General features: G+C 48.9%; 12 protein-coding genes. 10 read left to right on the forward strand and 2 right to left on the reverse strand.

Features of this window, described 5'->3' with window-relative positions:
- Positions 1–17 precede the first annotated feature (17 nt).
- Complete coding sequence (locus tag ACLB09_RS00790) at positions 18–932, reverse strand: ArsR/SmtB family transcription factor (protein WP_410767847.1); 915 nt, start codon at positions 930–932, stop codon at positions 18–20.
- 408 nt (positions 933–1340) lie between these two features.
- Between ACLB09_RS00790 and arfA the strand changes: the two genes are divergently transcribed.
- The 9 genes from arfA (at position 1341) to ACLB09_RS00835 (ending at position 13952) form a co-directional block, all read left to right on the forward strand.
- Entirely contained in the window at positions 1341–2828 is a 1488-nt protein-coding gene (gene arfA / locus ACLB09_RS00795) for an arabinosylfuranosidase ArfA (protein WP_410768967.1), read from the forward strand.
- 30 nt (positions 2829–2858) lie between these two features.
- A complete protein-coding gene (locus ACLB09_RS00800) occupies positions 2859–4190 on the forward strand; it encodes an ABC transporter substrate-binding protein (RefSeq protein WP_410767848.1) in 1332 nt (443 codons plus the stop codon).
- A gap of 67 nt (positions 4191–4257) precedes the next feature.
- A complete protein-coding gene (locus ACLB09_RS00805; RefSeq protein ID WP_410767849.1) occupies positions 4258–5154 on the forward strand; it encodes a carbohydrate ABC transporter permease in 897 nt (298 codons plus the stop codon).
- A 2-nt stretch (positions 5155–5156) separates the two neighbouring features.
- The gene (locus tag ACLB09_RS00810) at positions 5157–5990 is read left to right on the forward strand and encodes a carbohydrate ABC transporter permease (RefSeq protein WP_410767850.1); all 834 of its coding nucleotides are present in this window, start codon (positions 5157–5159) and stop codon (positions 5988–5990) included.
- Between the two features lie 111 nt (positions 5991–6101).
- A complete protein-coding gene (locus ACLB09_RS00815) occupies positions 6102–7070 on the forward strand; it encodes a glycoside hydrolase family 43 protein (protein WP_410767851.1) in 969 nt (322 codons plus the stop codon).
- 198 nt (positions 7071–7268) lie between these two features.
- Positions 7269–8357, forward strand: a complete 1089-nt coding sequence (locus ACLB09_RS00820) for an ArsR/SmtB family transcription factor (protein ID WP_410767852.1) — start codon at positions 7269–7271, stop codon at positions 8355–8357.
- Between the two features lie 57 nt (positions 8358–8414).
- Positions 8415–10229 (forward strand): ABC transporter ATP-binding protein, encoded by a 1815-nt coding sequence (locus ACLB09_RS00825; protein ID WP_410767853.1) that lies wholly within the window; start codon positions 8415–8417, stop codon positions 10227–10229.
- Positions 10226–12124 (forward strand): ABC transporter ATP-binding protein, encoded by a 1899-nt coding sequence (locus tag ACLB09_RS00830; protein ID WP_410767854.1) that lies wholly within the window; start codon positions 10226–10228, stop codon positions 12122–12124. Before ACLB09_RS00825 ends, ACLB09_RS00830 begins: the two co-directional genes overlap by 4 nt.
- A 283-nt stretch (positions 12125–12407) precedes the next feature.
- On the forward strand, positions 12408–13952 hold the full coding sequence (locus ACLB09_RS00835) for a response regulator (protein WP_410767855.1): 1545 nt from the start codon (positions 12408–12410) through the stop codon (positions 13950–13952).
- Between the two features lie 968 nt (positions 13953–14920).
- Here ACLB09_RS00835 and ACLB09_RS00840 read toward each other — a convergent pair.
- Positions 14921–15823 carry an AraC family transcriptional regulator gene (locus ACLB09_RS00840; RefSeq protein WP_410767856.1) on the reverse strand — a complete coding sequence of 301 codons (903 nt, stop codon included), beginning with the start codon at positions 15821–15823 and terminating at the stop codon, positions 14921–14923.
- 156 nt (positions 15824–15979) lie between these two features.
- Between ACLB09_RS00840 and yicI the strand changes: the two genes are divergently transcribed.
- A complete protein-coding gene (gene yicI, locus ACLB09_RS00845) occupies positions 15980–18298 on the forward strand; it encodes an alpha-xylosidase (protein WP_410767858.1) in 2319 nt (772 codons plus the stop codon).
- Positions 18299–18356 lie beyond the last annotated feature (58 nt).

The raw sequence follows: 18356 nt of genomic DNA on the forward strand, positions 1-18356 counted from the left end.
AAATCTTGGCCCAGACTTTACTCAACTACATTGTATAGCACGCGGGCTAACAGATCCTGGCTGTAGTTGCCGAAATTTTTGCCGAAGATCGTGAGGCCGCGTTTGTTGACCGATCTGTCGGTTACGGCGATGCGGAACGTAAGCTCGCTTTTGTAATCGAGTTGGATTTGATCGAGCGTAACATCGGAAATCCGGCAACCGTCGATAAAGCTTCCTTCATTGTTGATGCGGATCAGTTTGAGCATCCCGTATTGGTTGAGGTGGGGCGGCCACCAATCGGGATTGAACGTCCCCCGCGCATCTCCGAAATCGCCCGGGCTGGTCCAGTAGCCGATTTCGATTCCGTTGACATAGAAATAAATGTCCGACGGGTAGTTGTCGTTAAATCCCGGTGCCTCGGAGCCGAGTTCCATGGAGAACTGAACTTCCCGAAACGTTTGATTCGGCTTGAGATAATTCGGAATCCGGTATTCCAGGAATCCCTCGGCGAGCCAGATGATCTCGGAATCGATCCGCTGCGGATCGGCGAAGTACCGGGGATCGTCAAAGTCGCCGATAATGCTGTCCTTGGTAGCCAACCCGCAGGTCGGAACCGCCTGATAGTTACTGTAATGTCCCACCTGGATCTCTACTTCGTACAGGTTTTCCACATCTTTGCTTCTAAGATCGACCATTAGTTTGTCTTTGTTCAGGTAGCAGATTTTCTGGATGCCGTGTTTTCCCACGGAAGTATTAATCTCGATCAGGCCGCTCTCTTCGAGTTTTTTAATATGCATGGTGATAGCGCCATTGCTGAGATTGAGCTTCGTGGCCAGTTCGTTCAAATTCAAGGCTTGATTTTTGGCAAGCAGTTCGAGGATTTGAATTCTGATCTCAGAACTTAAAGCTTTAAAGATATCGATCCCACTCATCAAATCCTTGATGTAGATCATTTAAAATAACCCTCTTCCAATAGGAAATAATTGAATCTTTTATTTTAGATAATTATAAACTAACTCGGTCGATTAATAAAGCTTTAAATCTATAATTGTAAAAATATTTAAAAATTTAGCGAATGATGGTATTGTTTTAGTGGTTTATTTTATATAAATATGAAGTTAAATAACGATAAAAACGTAAAATTACATATAAAAAGCTATAATACTAACCGTTTTTAAGGATTATCCCATTTTATTTATAAAAACATAAAAAGATTTAGGTTTATGTATTTACATGTTACTTCTTATGTGTTATTTTATACCTGTAAGCGGATTCATTCAAGTTATTTCGAAATGGTTTAGGATTATTTAAAACGGAAGGTGATAGACTTGTCATCAGCATCAACAGCGCCCAAAGCAAAAATGGTTGTGGACAAATCGTTCAAGATCGCCGAAATCGATCCCCGGATCTACGGTTCTTTTATAGAACATCTGGGAAGGGCCGTTTACGGAGGCATCTATGAGGCTTCCCATCCGACCTCGGACAGTAACGGATTTCGCAATGACGTAAAAAGGCTGATTCAAGAATTGAATGTACCCATTATAAGGTATCCGGGAGGGAATTTTGTATCCGGATATAATTGGGAAGACGGCGTCGGTCCCGTAAAGGATCGTCCAAAGCGGCTGGAATTGGCCTGGCGGACGGTGGAGCCGAATGAGGTGGGCACGAATGAGTTCGCACAGTGGACTAGAGAGATTGGCTCCGAGGTGATGATGGCAGTTAACCTTGGCACCCGGGGCGTTGACGCAGCGAGAAATCTGCTGGAGTACTGTAACCATCCCGGAGGCAGCTATTGGAGCGACTTGCGCCGGAGCCACGGATTTGAGCAGCCGCATCGCATCAAAACTTGGTGCCTGGGGAACGAAATGGACGGTCCTTGGCAAATCGGCCAGAAGACGCCGCAAGAATACGGCCGATTGGCTTACGAAACGGCAAAGGCCATGCGGCTTGTGGATCCGGACATCGAACTCGTGTCGTGCGGCAGCTCCAGTACCGGCATGCCGACCTTTCCGGAATGGGAAGCGGTTACGCTGGATCATACGTATGAAGTTGCCGACTTCGTCTCGCTGCATCAGTACTACGGCAACCGGGACAACGATACGGCCAACTTTTTGGCCAGATCGATGGATATGGAGCATTTCATCAAAACGGTGAGCGCCACCTGCGATTACGTCAAAGCGAAGAAACGCAGCAAGAAGACGATGTATCTCAGTTTCGATGAATGGAATGTTTGGTATCACTCCAATGATGCGGACGCGAAAATCGAGCCTTGGAGCGTTGGTCCGCCTCAATTGGAAGATATATATAACTTCGAAGACGCGCTTCTGGTAGGCAGCATGCTGATTACGATGCTCCGCCATGCCGATCGCGTAAAGATGGCCTGCATGGCCCAACTGGTTAACGTCATCGCACCGATTATGACGGAAAACGGCGGGCGGGCCTGGAAACAAACTATCTTTTATCCGTATATGCATGCTTCCCGCTATGGCCGCGGTACTTCGCTGCAGCCGATCGTCGATTCGCCGAAATATGATGCACAGGACTATACTGATGTGCCGTATCTCGACAGTGCCGTAGTTTACAGGGAAGAGGACGAGGAAATCACGATCTTTGCCGTTAACCGTCATCTGCAGGAAGCGCTTGATTTGGAATGCGATGTCCGCGGATTTGAAAATTACCGGGTTATCGAGCATATCGTGCTGGAGAACGAGGATCTGAAAGCGGTGAACACAGCCGACGAGGAAAAAGTCAAACCTCATTCCGGAGGAGGAGCGGAAAACCGGGACGGAATACTACATGCCCGCTTATCCAAAGCTTCCTGGAATGTTATACGTTTGAAAAAGGCTTAGGCCGGCAAATATCAATTGGGAGGGTCGAGTATGAAGAGAAAATGGTTCATTATGTTGATGGTTTTGGTGATGACGACGGTTTTGGGAGCTTGCGGCGACAAATCCGGGGATAGCGGCGGGGAAACATCCGTCCTTGATGGCGGTGCCGGAGAAAGTGCAACGGAATTGTCCTACTGGACTTTCGTGGAACTGCATGGACAGCATTTTGAGAAAATGCTGGAGAAATGGAACGCGGCTAATCCGGAGCGGCAAATTAAGTTGAATGTAACCGTTATGCCATACGATGATATGCATAACAAGCTTTCGATTGCAGTTCAAACCGGCGTAGGCGCACCGGATATATCGGATATCGAGCTCGGCAAATTCCCGGACTTTCTGAAAGGCACTCCTCAACTAGAACCGCTTAATGATGTCATTGATCCTTACAGAGACACGATTGTCCAATCCAGAATCGATCTTTATAGCAAAGACGGCCAGAACTATGGTATTCCGACTCATGTCGGCGCATCGGTCGCCTTCTACAACACAGAGATCTTGGAAGAAGCCGGGGTCGACTATAAAAACATCGTAACTTGGGAGGATTTCAAACAGGCGGGAATCCAAGTGTATGAAAAGACCGGTAAGTATATGGGCACGGCGGATACCAGCGCTACTTGGCAGATAACCCAACTGTTGGCCCAACAAGGTACGGACCTCACGGACGATAACGGTAACCCGATTGTAAACTCTGATGCTACGGTCAAGGCGTTGACTCTTCTTAAAGACCTTCAGGACAATAATGTGATTGCAACCATTGCAGGAGGACAGCCTGACACGGAAGAAGCTTACGGCGAATTCAATGCAGGAAATTATGTAACTGCTTTCATGCCTTTGTGGCAAATGTCCAGATATACAAACTATATGTCTGACCTGTCCGGAAAAATCGCAATTGCGCCGATTCCGGTAATCGAAAAAGGGATGCCGAGATCGGTTGGCGGCGGCGGTACAGGCACCGTTGTGACGAAGACGGCGAAAGACGTTAAGTTGGCCAAAGATTTTCTCGCTTTCGCCAAACTGTCTGAAGATGCCAACATAGAAATTTGGAACACGCTCGGTTTTGACCCGGTGAATATGGATGTTTGGGAAATGAAAGATGTGACTCACAATCCTGATAACCAATTCGTTAAATATTTTGCCAATAATCCTTTCGACGTGCTGAGTGAAATCAAGGACGAAATTAAACTCATCAAATCAACATCCGCTTCCCCGACGATTAATAACATTTTGTGTACCGTGACTTTGAATGAGATTTTTGAGGATGGTAAAGACATCAAGCAAGCGCTGGATGATGCTCAGGCTCAAATCGAACAAGAATTGAAGTAAGCCATGGTATCAAGACTTGAGGGCTGCTCTTTACCGGGCAGCTCTCTTCTAAAAGGGGTAGGAAGCTATGATAAAAAGGTTCTTGTACTCGCAAAAAGTCGCTCCTTATGTGTTTGTACTGCCGTTTGTCGCGGTTTTTATCATTTTTTGGGTATATCCGCTGGCAAGCTCGTTTACGATGAGTTTTCAAAAAGTGACGCTCGGTCAGGAAACGCAATGGATCGGCTTCGATAACTATACCAAGCTGATGAGCGACGGCGTTTTCCTAAAGGCGATTACCAATAGCGCGATCTACATGATTTTGACTTTGATCATTTTGATCCCTTTTCCGATGCTGTTCGCGGTGCTGATTAACAGTAAATCGATGTGGGGTAGGGAGTTTTTCAAATCTTCCTTTTTCTTCCCGGCGCTTACGTCGGTAGTTGTGGCAGGCACGATTTTCCGCCTGATGTTCGGTGAAATGGATACTTCACTGATTAACAGCGTACTCGGTTTTTTCGGGATGGATCCGGTCAAGTTCCTGAAAGGCCAGGTAACCGGTTATATTGCGCTTGTGGTGCTGGCTACCTGGAGATGGACGGGGGTCAACATGCTGTACTTTTTATCGGGCTTGAAAAATATCCCGGACGATTACTATGAAGCCGCCTCCATCGATGGAGCCTCCAAATTCCAGCAATTTACGAAAATCACGATGCCGCTCCTGAAGCCGACGACGGTTTACGTGCTCACGATCAGTATTTATGCCGGTCTGGCTATGTTTATTGAGAGCATGATGCTTTGGAACGGCAACAACTCTCCGAAAAATATCGGTCTTACGATCGTCGGTTATTTGTACCGGCAAGGGATCGAGAAAAATAACCTGGGCTATGCGGCTACGGTGGGGATTGTTCTGCTCGCCATAACGATGATCATCAACTTGACCCAATTGGCGTTTACCGGCCTGTTTAAGAAGGAGGAGAATTAATAATGAAAAAGCAACTTGCGTTCAAAATCTCCCTCTTCGTTTTCTTCGCGATTCTTTGCGTGTTAGTGTTGATTCCGTTCTATGCGGTTACTCTCGCTTCTTTTAAACCGGGCGAAGACCTCGTCAGAAACGGCCTGAATTTAAGCTTCGATTTATCCCGAATGAGCTTTGATAACTTTATCTTTTTGTTTACGGGCGATCATTCCTATTTTACTTGGTTTTTCAACTCGTTGTTTTTGACGGTCGTTCAAGTTGCGCTTACCTTAATTGTCAGCGCTACGGTTGCTTACGGGTTTTCGGCATATGAATTCAAAGGGAAAAACTTTCTGTTTATCTGCGTGCTTCTGATTATGATGGTTCCCTTTGAAATATTGCTTCTGCCGCTATATACGCTTACGAACAATATCGGGCTGATGAATTCCTATTCCGCGATTATACTTCCCGGAATTGCGAGTGCGGCGACGATCTTCTTCTTCCGGCAGTATTTAAGCGGGATTCCGAAAGAAATCATTGCTGCGGGCCGTGTGGACGGTGCATCCGAATACGGAATTTACATGCGCCTGATTCTGCCCGTCATGAAGCCTTCTTTTGCCGCAATGGCGATTTTGAACGGGATGAACAGCTGGAACAACTTTTTGTGGCCGTTCATGGTTCTTAGCAATTCAGGCAAATATACGTTGCCGATCGGCTTGAAAACATTGCTTACGCCGTACGGGAATAATTATGATTTGCTTATTGTAGGATCCTTCTTTTCGATCGTTCCGATCTTTATTTTGTTCATGGCGTTCCAGAAGTACTTTATCGATGGTATGACGGCGGGTGCGGTAAAGGGTTAGAAATGATAAATCGGAAATTGGGGCGGAGTGGAGACAAACAATCATTTCGGTACGCAGGAATGGATGCGCGGTAGCTGGAACATGGATTACTAGTTAAAAGGAGAAACCTACATGGACACAAATAGAGAATACATCAACCCGGTTGTGGAGCAGAGAGCGGATCCGTGGGTTTATAAACACAGTGACGGATACTATTACTTTACGGCTTCGGTTCCGGAATACGACCGGATCGAAGTGCGGCGTTCGGCTACCATTCAGGGGCTGAAGGATGCAATTCCCGTGGTGGCGTGGCGGAAATATGATACCGGACCGCTCAGCGCCAATATTTGGGCGCCGGAAATTCATCATATTCAGGGGAAATGGTATATCTATTTCGCCGCAGCAAGAACGACGGATACGCAAGACGGCTTGTTTGATCACCGTATGTTTGTGCTGGAGAACGATGCCGTGAATCCGCTCGAGGGCATCTGGGTGGAAAAAGGCCAAGTCCGTACCCGTTGGGAATCGTTCGCTTTGGATGCCACGACATTCGAGCATAAGGGTGATCTGTATTACGTATGGGCACAAAAAGACCCTGACATCGAAGGTAACTCCAATTTGTATATTTCCAAAATGAATAATCCTTGGACGCTGACCGGCGAACAGGCGATGATTTCGACGCCGGAGTACCCGTGGGAAATCATCGGCTTTCGCGTCAATGAGGGAGCGGCCGTGCTCAAGCGGAACGGACGTATCTTCATCAGCTACTCGGCCAGCGCCACCGATTTCAACTATTGCATGGGCCTGCTGACAGCCGATGAATCGGCGGATCTGCTGGATCCGAAGTCGTGGAAGAAATCGCCGGAGCCCGTATTCGAGACGAATGAAGTTACGGGGCAGTATGGACCGGGGCATAACAGTTTTACGGTATCGGAGGACGGCAGGGATGACGTGATCATTTATCACGCCCGGAATTATAAAGAGATCACAGGGGACCCGCTGTATGACCCGAACCGCCATACCCGGGCCCAGGTGTTTCACTGGAACGAAGACGGGACTCCGAATTTCGGCACACCCGTAAAAGATAGCGTTCCCCGGTAAGTTGCAAGCGAAAGACCGTTTGGCTATTGGCCAGGCGGTCTTTTTGGTTTCGGTCTCAAATGGGGACGCATGCGGCAAAAAATGGAATCCAAGGATTGACAATAAGCAATAAAAGGATTATTTTAACATTAAGTATTTATTTAATCTTGATGAAATTCAGTATTATTTAAAATTAATCTAAAAGAAGGTGAATTGTAATTGAAAGTCCCACTCAAAAAGAATATCAGTTTTGCTTACAATGAAGCGTTCGAGCTGATCGTAACGATGGGTATGTTCGCTTGTGAGAGCCAGATGGCCAAGGCGGCCGAGGAGTATAGGATTGAACTGGATCCGCTGCTCGAGACGATTGGCGAGGATGCCAAGAAGAAAATGTCGCCTCACATGCTCCGGGAAATGCAGTTTTTTTTCGAATACGAATTTTTTCATAAAGCTTTGGACTATGCATTTTATGAATCCATAGCTTCTTCGCCGGAGCCCTTGAGCGCGGAGGACTGGATGGCGCTATTGAAGGATGCCGATGCGGAAAAGATGGTCGTGAACATGGCTTACGGCGTCTATTACGACAAAATGGAAGAACTTCTCGATGGACGTCCATGGGAAGAAATGTACGACGATCTGCCGGGATTGATTCAGCGAGTACGGCTTATATCTCCGCTGGAGGAAGTAAAAGCGGCGCAAGAGCCGCTTCTGGAATGCCTGGCCCATCCGGAAGAGACCAAGCAGCGTTATTTGCAGTTGATCACTCAATTTTACCGCCAGGTATTTGCGAATTGGTCCGAAGTCATCCGGGCGGAAAGCGAGCGGGCTATGATCCGATACGAAACCTTTTTTCAGGGGGATCCCGAGCGGTTTATCAGAGAAATCCACAAATCCGATCCGGACCTTTTTCACACCCGCTCTACCTTTCATGTGAGTTTCGTATCCCAGGTCGGGAATTATCATATGTGGCCGTTAGGCAGACCGTATTTCTGGGTGATTTTCGGCGTTCACAATGACCGGGTTTTCGGACCGGCGGCGGACCGGGAAAAGGCGGAATTATTTTTCAAAGCGCTTTCGGACAAGCGGAGAATGGACCTCATCATGCTGCTTCGGGAACGCCCTCGCTATGGTAGCGAGCTCGCGGCGGAATTGGGGATTACGCCGGCCGCGGTGATCTATCACGCGAACTTCTTTTTCTTTCTGGATCTGGTGGAATTTAAGAGGAGCGATCATCGTTTGTACTATCACCTGAATTTGGAGAGACTTCGGGAACTTCTGGCATTGACCGCAAAAGTCATGCTGGAGTAACTATCAGCAGGGGGGAACGGGTATCGATGAGCAGTTAGGAGAAGGGGAGAAGACGGAATGGGGACCGACGCAGTTAAAGAGAACTCCGGCACAACCGAAAATAGCATCGGGGCCGGTAAAGCGTTAAAGCGGTTAATATCGCTCGGCAGGCCGTATCTGGGCCGGTATATTGTTTTGTGTCTTCTGGCCGGCATTTTGGCGGTGAGCGGGGTGCTTCTTGCGGAAGGATTGCGCAAAATTATTAACGCTGCCGTCAACAAGGATTTGTCCGGGCTGGTTTCCGGCATAATATTTGCAGTTATCGTAGTTGTTACGGATGCGGCAGGTAATTTTATCAGTACGTATTTGTCCGGTACGCTGGAAATCAGGTCTACGGCAAGCCTGCAGGCGAGTATCCTGTCAAAGCTATTGCGCTCGAAAACAAAGGAACTGGAGAAGTATCACTCGGCCGATTTGATCAGCCGGATTCAGGACGCTGCGCCTGCGGCACAAACCGGGATCAACGAGAAGTCGATTGCCTTGTTCGGCAATTTGCTTCAGATCGTATTTCTGTTGTCCTATTTGTTGTCGCTGCAATACATTTTGACCTTGGGGACCTTACTGATCTGCATCCTGCTGCCGCTTGTAATGATCCCGTTCAGCCGCCGGATGCGCAACTTGCATCTGCAGAGGGAACAGGCCGTGGCAGCCCAGCAGGCTTTCGTCCAGGATGCCTTGCAGGGGGCGGAAGTGGTACGCGCCTTTTCGCTTGCTCCGAGGCTTGGAAGGCAGTTCCGGCAGCGGTTGGACGGAATTATCGCGCTTCATCTGAAGGTAACCCGTCTTGAAGCGGTCGGATACAATATGCCGTTCGCTGTGGTTCTCGGCGGCCTGCTGTACGTGCTCTCCTTCGGCGGATATCTGGTTATTCAGGGGCGTCTGGACGTCGGGGCGGTGGCGGCTTTTCTCATCACCTTTGATTCCATTACGCAACCGGTTTCCCGGCTCTCCAATCTCTGGACGGAGCTGCAATCGGCTTTGGCTCAAGGGAACAGAGTCTTCGAAATTGTCGATCTGAAGGAAGAGAAGGCAGGAACCCATAGCGATGGCAAGAACGGCGGCGACTTGGGTACCGTGTCATTTCATGAGGTTTCCTTCGGATATGGCAGCAATGATCCGGTACTCAAAGACTTGTCGTTTAATATTGAAAAAGCAAAGGTAACCGCCTTCGCCGGACCTAGCGGAAGCGGAAAAAGCACGATTCTAAGTCTGTTGATGGCCGTCTATGAGCCGGCGCAGGGGAGCATTGAATGCGAAATCGGATCCATGGCGGACATTCCTCCCAGCGAGTGGCGAAGCAGGATGGCATATGTGTCGCAGGAACCCTATCTCTTCTCCGGAACGATTCGGGAAAATATCGCCTGGGGACGGGCTGACGCCGATATGCCGGCGGTTAAGGAGGCGGCCCGTGCGGCGGGGATTCACCCCTTTATCGAAGGTTTGCCGCAAGGCTATGAAACCGTGATCGGGGAGCGGGGATTGACCTTATCCGGAGGGGAACGGCAGCGGCTAGCGATCGCCCGCGCTTTTGTGCGCGAGCCGGAGATACTGCTTCTTGACGAGCCGACCGCCGCGCTAGACAGCCAGCATGAGGAGATTATTCAGCAGGCTCTGGGTGAACTGATGCGCGGCAGAACCACTGTCGTTGTCGCGCATCGGCTGTCCACGATCAGGGATGCGGACGTGATTTATTATTTGGAAGCGGGTTCGATTTTGGAAACCGGAAATCATGAATCGCTGATGGCGGAAGACGGAAGATACCGGGCGCTGGTGGAAAAAGGACTGCATTCGCCGGAAGCTCCGTTCGTCTTGGTGGAGGGAGGAAGCCTATGACAGCCAAAACCAATACGGGAGGTAACCCGCCCTTAACCGTCTGGACCGCATTTCGTCGATTAGTAAGTTATGCTGGGGTGTATCGGGCCGGTTTTCTGGCCGCCGTTCTTTTGCTCGGCGCTAAAATGGTTATAGATATAGGCTTTGCTACGGTCCAAAAACTGTTTATCGACACCATCACCAATTCGGACATGGACGGCCTCCGCCGGATTACGGTTCTTTGCGGAATCGCTTGCGTTATTATCTTGGTCTGTCTGATGTTTCAGCATTATTTTCGCTTTGTAGTTCAATTCCGCATGACCTGGGATTTGCGGTCCCGGCTGTTCGACAAAAGTAACCGTCTCTCCTTTCAGGAGATTCAGAGTATGCATTCCGGCGATCTGTCTTCGCGTAACAATAAAGATGCAAACTCGGCGATGAGCATGGTCAGCAACATCGTGTATGAGCTTCTATATAACTTGCTGCTTACCCTGGTTTCTTTTATTTACCTGGCCCGCTCGGATGTATGGATCGCACTGCTTGCTCTAGGTTCCGGACCTGTCGTGTTTTTCTGCAGCCGTTTCTTTGACCGAAAACTGCGTCGTTTATCCGTAGAAATTTTTGCCCGGGAAGCGGGGCTCAGGTCATTGCTTCAGGAAGTAGTTCAAGGAATGACGGTAGTCCGTGCCTTCGGAATGGAAGATGCTTTACTTAAACGGTTTGTGGATGAGCGGGCCCAGTTGGGGATATTGCAACGGAAAAGAACGGTGCTGATCGGCCTGTTGTGGCAGACCTCCGGTTTTGTCAATAATGCGGTCATGATCATGTGTTCCGGTCTGATAGCATATTCAGCCATGGGAGGCGGGATGACTGCCGGGGGCGTATTGGCATTCGTCATATTGATTGGCAGGGTTCAATGGCCTTTCGTCCATATGTCCCAAACTTGGGGATCGGTTCAGGAGGCGCTTGGTGCTTCCGACCGGATTTTTGAAATCCTTGACAAGAAAACGGAAGACGACGTGGATGAGGAAAAAGGGGGAAGCCGCACGGAATCCCCGGTTTCTGTCACGAATACCGAATTAGCTGCAAAGACATCTGAAGAATCAAAACCGGAACCGATGGTCTCCAAGGGATTCGAAGTTAACGGTGAGCAGCCGGCAATTTGTCTCAGGGAAGTTCATTATGCGCATGCCTCCTCTGCGGAAACGGGGAATCCAAGTCTTTTTAGTGGCTTGAATCTTCAAATTCAGGCCGGAGAGACCGTCGCCGTTGTCGGGCCGAGCGGTTCGGGGAAATCTACGCTCGTTCGCCTTTGCTGCGGACTATATCAGCCGGATCAGGGCAGCATTTCGCTTTACGGTTTCTCGCTGCAAGACCAGCTTCAACAGGGACGAAAGCTTACGACTTACGTGCCGCAGGTTCCATATCTTTTTGCGGGAACGATAAGGGATAATATAGCTTTTGGAAGCGAAGAAAAGTCGGAAGAAGAAATTATGGCAGCCGCCCGATTGGCGGGGGCCGATGATTTTATAACAAAGCTTCCGGAAGGATATGGAACACAGATCGGGGAGCATGGAGCTTCGCTTTCCGGAGGGCAAAAGCAACGCATAGCGATCGCAAGGGCTTTTTTGCGGGAAGCGCCTCTTTTGCTGCTGGATGAAGCTACTTCGGCTCTTGATAACGAAACGGAAAGTCTTGTCCTGCGTTCACTTGATTTATTGATGCAAAACCGTACAACACTGGTCATTGCCCACAGGCTCTCTACGATACTGAATGCCGACCGGATTCTGGTGATGGAAAAGGGACGAATTGTTGAGGAAGGCACCCATGAATCCTTGCTGGCCCATCAGGGCTTGTATGCAAAATTGTACCGGATTCAGTTTCAAGAAAGCGAGGAAGCTGCCCCGGCTGTTTAAGCTTGCTAACTATGAAATCCGTGACAACAGAAAGAATCTTTCGAATCGCGCAAGCGGATCGGGAGATTCTTTTGTTTCTTTTCAAAACATCAAAATAGTGCAACAAATGAACAGAATTATGTTTGAGAGAATTTTAAAATTCTTTATAATTAAATGTAACCGCTTTATTTCTTTCTTATCGGGAAAGGATATTATTTGTGTTTTCAAATTACTGAAATATTACCATTGAAAGTTGCTGGACGGAAGAACATAATGAGATCTTTCCGGCAGGGGGAAACCAACTATGATCAAAGTGCTTATTGTGGACGATGAACCTAAGCTGAGAGAAGGACTTCGCACATTCATCGATTGGATCGCTTACGGTTATATTGTCGTAGACACCGCGGCAAACGGCAACGAAGCATTGGAAAAATACAAAATTTACAGACCTGACCTTGTGATTGCGGACATCCGGATGCCCGGGATGGATGGACTTCAACTGATTCAGCAACTTCGCATGCTGGATCCGATGCTGCATATTCTGATTTTGAGCGGATATGCGGACTTCGACTATGCCAAGAAGGCCATTACGCACCGGGCTGACGGGTATTTGCTGAAGCCGGTCGATGAAGAAGAATTGATAGATTATTTGCAAAAAATCAAGCAGCAGATCAACGACGAAAAAATCGCCGAGCTTTGGCAGCATACGACGAGGGAATGGGGCAGAGAAGTATTTATCCGCTCCCTGTTGAATGAAAACGAGGAAGAAAAGCCCTCGCTGGACAAGGCTGAGGAACTAGGGCTTCTGTGGAAAAACTATCAGGTTTTGCTGATCAATTTGCACATGGAGGATGACTCGGACACGGAACTTACGGCTCACATGAGAAAAAAAGCAGCTGAATTATTCGAGCAAATCGGCCGTGGTTATGTGTTCAGTTATCATACGCAAATCGGTATCCTTTTGAAAACTCCGATTCTCGGAGTTGAAATGGAAGAAATTTATAACAAAATCAGGGAAGCGGCTCTCGGTTCAGGAGTGGAATTTACCGCGGCTCTCGGTCCGAAGGTGTGCAGTTTGGAAGAAGTATCCTGTTCCTATAACGCGGCACGCGAACTGAACAAGAAACACTTTTTCCATGGTAACGGCAAGCTTCTAAGCATGGAGACCGTCCAAGAGGGGCTGGCAGCGAAAGAATCTCAAGAGTTGCCGCCCGAACCTTTTCATGAGCAGCTTTACTATGCGGTTGAGGTAGGTAACCGGGAGACGATGAGGTCACTGGTTCGCCGTACGGGGCAAAGTCTGGTGTCCGAAGGCTTGAGCGAAGGGGAAATCAAGCGCCGTTTCGTGGAAATGTTGACCTCGATTCTCGGCAAAGGCCTCCAGCAATCACCGGAACTTCAAAGCCGTAGCAAAGAGTTCTCGGATTATTTGTCGGAAATTCATAAAGTATGGACGCTGGAAGGCGTATATGAAAGAACGGAATTTTTCCTGGAACAGATGATGAGCGGACTGGGCGAAGGCGGAAAACACCGCGAAGTAAAAATTATGCTCGATTTGATTCACCGCAATTTCAGCGACAATTTGAAGCTGGAAACTCTGTCGGGAATTTTCAACTATAACAGCGCGTATCTTGGAAAGCTGTTCAAAAACGCTACCGGGGAGTACTTCAACACCTATCTGGACAAGGTACGGATCGAGAAAGCAAAGTCCCTTCTCGAAGAAGGCTTGAAAGTATATCAGGTAGCCGAAAAGGTCGGCTATACGAACGTAGATTACTTCCACAGCAAATTCCGGAAGTATGTGGGGACTTCCCCCTCCGCCTACCGCAAAACCACCAACCACGCTTAGAGGAAATTCAAAAACCGGCTTTTGATCACGAAGCGGTTACTGTGGAGCGGATTCGGCGTCGAATCTGGGGCTCAGTCAAGGACTTCCGGTGCTCACGTAGGCTCCTCCTTCGCTCCGCTCCTCAGTCCCTGACTTCGCCCCACCTTCTCGGTGCTGAAAAGCCGGTTTTTGAATCTTGATTTGAAGAGGAAATTCAAAAACCGGCTTTTGATCACGAAGCGGTTACTGTGGAGCGGATTCGGCGTCGAATCTGGGGCTCAGTCAAGGACTTCCGGTGCTCACGTAGGTTTCTCCTACGCTCCGCTCCTCAGTCCCTGACTTCGCCCCACCTTCTCGGTGCTGAAAAGCCGGTTTTTGAATCTTGATTTGAAGGGTAATTCAAAACCGGTCGTCGCTGGCGGTCATCACTCTACTACCCATATTATTGCGAAGCGATAAGAAGCTGCAGATTGGAAAAATCCAATCTGGAGCTTCTTTTTTAGACCAATCCGTTTCTCATTGGATATTTTCAATTAGCGCCGGGGAATCGGGAGAAAGTACACTCATCCATTGGATATATCCAATGGATAACCTCAAAACTGCGGAACTCGAGCGCTTACGGGAGGGGAGGACTCGGCATCGGACTCGGGATTCGCGTAAACATCAATTTTTCGGCGCCCGAACTTAGATTTTTACATGAAAACATGACTAATTTCGGATGTATTAAAGCGCTTCCATAACGTTGTATGATAGCTTTGTAAATAGTAGAAACGTTTTTTCCAACGCACATTTGTTGTAGCGCTTATAAGACTAAAAACCATGCTCAAGACGGGGGCATGTCATGGAACAGCACGAAAGGCCGCGCGGCTTCGCACGGCTGGTGGAAAGCGATTGGGTAACCTATAACGAAGCAGATCGCGACAACTCCCTTTAAGTATGGATCCCCGGAAAAAAAGGAATATTACTTGAAGGCATTATGGCCGGCAAACTTAGGCTTCGATCTGGCTTTGCAATCTTTTCCGAAATTCGGAAGGCGAGCAATTCATCGTTTTCCGGAATACCCGGATAAAGTAGCTGATATTATCGTAACCGACTTCTAGAGCGACATCGGAAATTTTTCGTTCAGGCTGCCGGAGCAGTTCAACGGCTTGGCGAATCCGGTAGGAATTAATATAATCCATCGGGGTTTGCCGGGTCATTGATTTAAAGAAGCGGCAGAACTGGCCTTCGCTCATCGGAATCAGCGTCGCTAGCTCGGAAAGGCGAATAGGTTGCCCGTAATTTTGCTGAATATAGTGAATAACCGTTTTTAATCGTTCGATTTTTGAAGATTCGCTCCGATTACTAGCGGTCCGGTTGCAGGTTTTGTCCTGGGAGAAAATTTCCGCGAGCATGAGGTAAAGATGGCCTTTAACGGCTCCTTCGTAGCCGGAAGATCCTTCGCTGCAGCATTTCATTATGGAGAAGATATGATCCAGCAGGCCGGTTTCAACTTCTTCCTCGCGCCGGAGATGTCTCGGAAAGGTTGCTTTTCTTTCCTGCAAAGGAAGGATCATATTTTCCTGAACGGCATCGTAGTGGGCGCTGGCGAGCAAATTCGTATCAAACACCAGCGAAAAAAAAGCACAGCCGTCTTCACCGCTGGCGTGAGCGGCGTGAATGTCTCCGCCGTCCACAAACACGGCCTCCCCGGCACGGACGGTGAAATAATCGGTATCAACCTGGAACAGCGTTTCGCCTTCCACACAGTAGAAGAATTCGGCCTCCTCATGCCAGTGGCAGTCGATGACATGCTCTCCGGGGCCATAGCGGAACCAATAGGTACCAAATGGCTGATGTTCGTCGCCGTGAGCCCGGCTTTCTTTCAAGGATCGGCGCAAAGCTTGATCCATTACCATCACCTCATCAATATAGTGTTATATTTTTATTTAATTATGTTAGAATGTTTCTTTTTTAATCAGTATAATGCAAGTGTAGGTGAATTTACAGCATCAGTTTGAAAATCAAGAACTCAAAAACAATGTTAATCGAAGGGCGGTATATTACCAATGAAATTTACCGATGGCAACTGGCTGATTCGTGATGGTTACACGCTTTCCACTGCGGTTCAAGCATACGACTTTATGGTTCAGGACCATACACTGACAGCATCAGCTTCGACGACGCCGCTTCGCGGACGCGGCGATATGATTAATACAACGCTTCTTACTGTACAATTCCACTCCCCGCTTCCCGGCGTAATCGGCGTCAAGCTTGTGCATTTTGCCGGTACCGTGGACCATGGGCCGTCTTTTGAACTGGCCAAGGGTGGCGATCATGCAGTAATTACGGAAAATGATGATTACGCCGAACTCAAAAGCGGCAATCTCAGCGTACGCATTAACAAAGGGGCGCAGTGGTCGGTGGATTTCTACCGCGGAACACAGCGTCTTACCGGAAGTGCCTTCAAATCGATGGCACATGTGACCGAAGCCGGCGGGAACACCTATATGCGCGAAGAACTCGACTTGAGCGTCGGTGAACTCGTTTACGGTTTGGGCGAACGCTTTACGTCCTTCATCAAAAACGGACAGATTGTCGACATCTGGAACAAAGACGGCGGCACAAGCTCCGAACAATCTTACAAGAACATTCCGTTTTATGTTACAAACAAAGGCTATGGCGTTTTGGTAAATGATTCGGGCGGCGTTTCCTTTGAAGTAGCCTCGGAAAAAGTGAAAAAAGTCCAATTCAGCGTACCGGGCGAATCGATCGAGTATTTCGTCATCGACGGACCGGAGCCGAAAGATGTGCTTGATAAATATACCGCATTGACCGGCAAGCCTTCGCTGCCGCCGGCATGGTCGTTCGGCCTGTGGCTCACGACTTCGTTTACAACCGATTATGACGAAGCTACGGTTAATTCGTTCGTGGACGGCATGGCCGAAAGAGACCTTCCGCTTCACGTGTTCCACTTCGACTGCTTCTGGATGCGCGAATTCCACTGGACGGATTTCAAATGGGATGAGCGCGTGTTCCCGGATCCGGTCGGTATGTTGAAACGCTTGAAAGAGAAAGGCTTGAAGATTTGCGTATGGATTAACCCTTACATCGGTCAGCGTTCCCGCTTGTTTGAAGAAGGCAAACAGAACGGTTACCTCGTGAAAAAGCCGAACGGCGACGTATGGCAATGGAATTTGTGGCAGCCGGGAATGGCGTTGGTCGACTTTACGAACCCGGAAGCATGCGAATGGTTTGCCGGCTACCTGCGTGAACTCGTCGATATGGGCGTCGACAGCTTCAAGACCGACTTCGGCGAGCGGATTCCTACCGATGTCGTTTACTACGACGGTTCCGATCCGGTTAAAATGCACAACTATTACACTTACCTGTATAACAAAGTCGTATTCGATGTACTGGAAGAGAAACTTGGCAAAAATGAAGCAGCTCTGTTTGCCCGTTCGGCTACCGTCGGCGGTCAGAAATTCCCGGTCCACTGGGGCGGGGACTGCTACGCGGATTATGAATCGATGGCGGAAAGCCTTCGCGGCGGCTTGTCGCTCGGATTGTCCGGTTTCGGCTTCTGGAGCCATGACATCGGCGGTTTCGAGAACACCGCTCCGGTCCATGTGTTCAAGCGCTGGCTAGCATTCGGTTTGATGTCCAGCCACAGCCGTTTGCACGGAAGCAGCTCGTACCGGGTGCCTTGGGCTTATGATGATGAAGCGGTTGACGTTACCCGGTTCTTTACCAAGCTGAAATGCAGCCTGATGCCATACCTGTTCGATACGGCCGTTTATGCAACGGAAAAAGGCGTTCCGACCATGCGTGCCATGTTCCTGGAATTCCCGAATGACCCGGCTACCGAAACGCTGGATCGTCAATATATGCTCGGCGATTCCTTGCTGGTTGCTCCGGTATTCAGCGAAACCGGGGAAGTTACGTACTTCCTGCCTGAAGGCACATGGACTCACTTGCTCACAGGCAAAACTGTGGAAGGCGGCAAATGGCAAAAAGAAACCTATGATTTCTTCGGCCTGCCGTTGTTCGTCCGCCAGAATTCGATCTTGGCGAAGGGCGCCAACAACACCCGTCCGGATTATGATTTCGCGGACGGCGTAGAGCTCGGGTTGTATCAGCTGCAAGAAGGCGTTCAAGTGACCCGCACAGTTCGCAATATGAAGGGCGAAACCGAGCTTAGCGTAACAGCAGTTCGTGAAGGCTCTAAAGTAACTCTCAGCGCAGAGGGTGCCGGTAAAGCATTCAAGGTATCGCTGCACGGCATGGGCGAAGTGACTTCCGTTCAAGGCGGGGAGCTTACTAATGAAGGAACGGTTGAAGTATCTTCCTTCTCCGGCAAGACGGAATTGCAGATTTCCTTGAAATAACCTTGTTGCCCCTGGTGGAACAATAAATTAATATTAAGCTAATGCGCCGGTTGTCCCG

The sequence above is a fragment of the Fontibacillus forbon genome, from assembly GCF_046559655.1.
Classification (GTDB): Bacteria; Bacillota; Bacilli; order Paenibacillales; family Paenibacillaceae; genus Fontibacillus.

What these genes read in the sequence shown, in the direction of transcription:
- ACLB09_RS00825 (WP_410767853.1), top strand. Translation starts at nt 8,415, where the DNA reads ATGGGGACCGACGCAGTTAAAGAGAACTCCGGCACAACCGAAAATAGC.
- yicI (WP_410767858.1), top strand. Translation starts at nt 15,980, where the DNA reads ATGAAATTTACCGATGGCAACTGGCTGATTCGTGATGGTTACACGCTT.
- ACLB09_RS00815 (WP_410767851.1), top strand. Translation starts at nt 6,102, where the DNA reads ATGGACACAAATAGAGAATACATCAACCCGGTTGTGGAGCAGAGAGCG.
- ACLB09_RS00840 (WP_410767856.1), bottom strand. Translation starts at nt 15,823, where the DNA reads ATGGATCAAGCTTTGCGCCGATCCTTGAAAGAAAGCCGGGCTCACGGC.
- ACLB09_RS00805 (WP_410767849.1), top strand. Translation starts at nt 4,258, where the DNA reads ATGATAAAAAGGTTCTTGTACTCGCAAAAAGTCGCTCCTTATGTGTTT.
- ACLB09_RS00800 (WP_410767848.1), top strand. Translation starts at nt 2,859, where the DNA reads ATGAAGAGAAAATGGTTCATTATGTTGATGGTTTTGGTGATGACGACG.
- ACLB09_RS00835 (WP_410767855.1), top strand. Translation starts at nt 12,408, where the DNA reads ATGATCAAAGTGCTTATTGTGGACGATGAACCTAAGCTGAGAGAAGGA.
- ACLB09_RS00810 (WP_410767850.1), top strand. Translation starts at nt 5,157, where the DNA reads ATGAAAAAGCAACTTGCGTTCAAAATCTCCCTCTTCGTTTTCTTCGCG.
- ACLB09_RS00830 (WP_410767854.1), top strand. Translation starts at nt 10,226, where the DNA reads ATGACAGCCAAAACCAATACGGGAGGTAACCCGCCCTTAACCGTCTGG.
- ACLB09_RS00790 (WP_410767847.1), bottom strand. Translation starts at nt 932, where the DNA reads ATGATCTACATCAAGGATTTGATGAGTGGGATCGATATCTTTAAAGCT.
- arfA (WP_410768967.1), top strand. Translation starts at nt 1,341, where the DNA reads ATGGTTGTGGACAAATCGTTCAAGATCGCCGAAATCGATCCCCGGATC.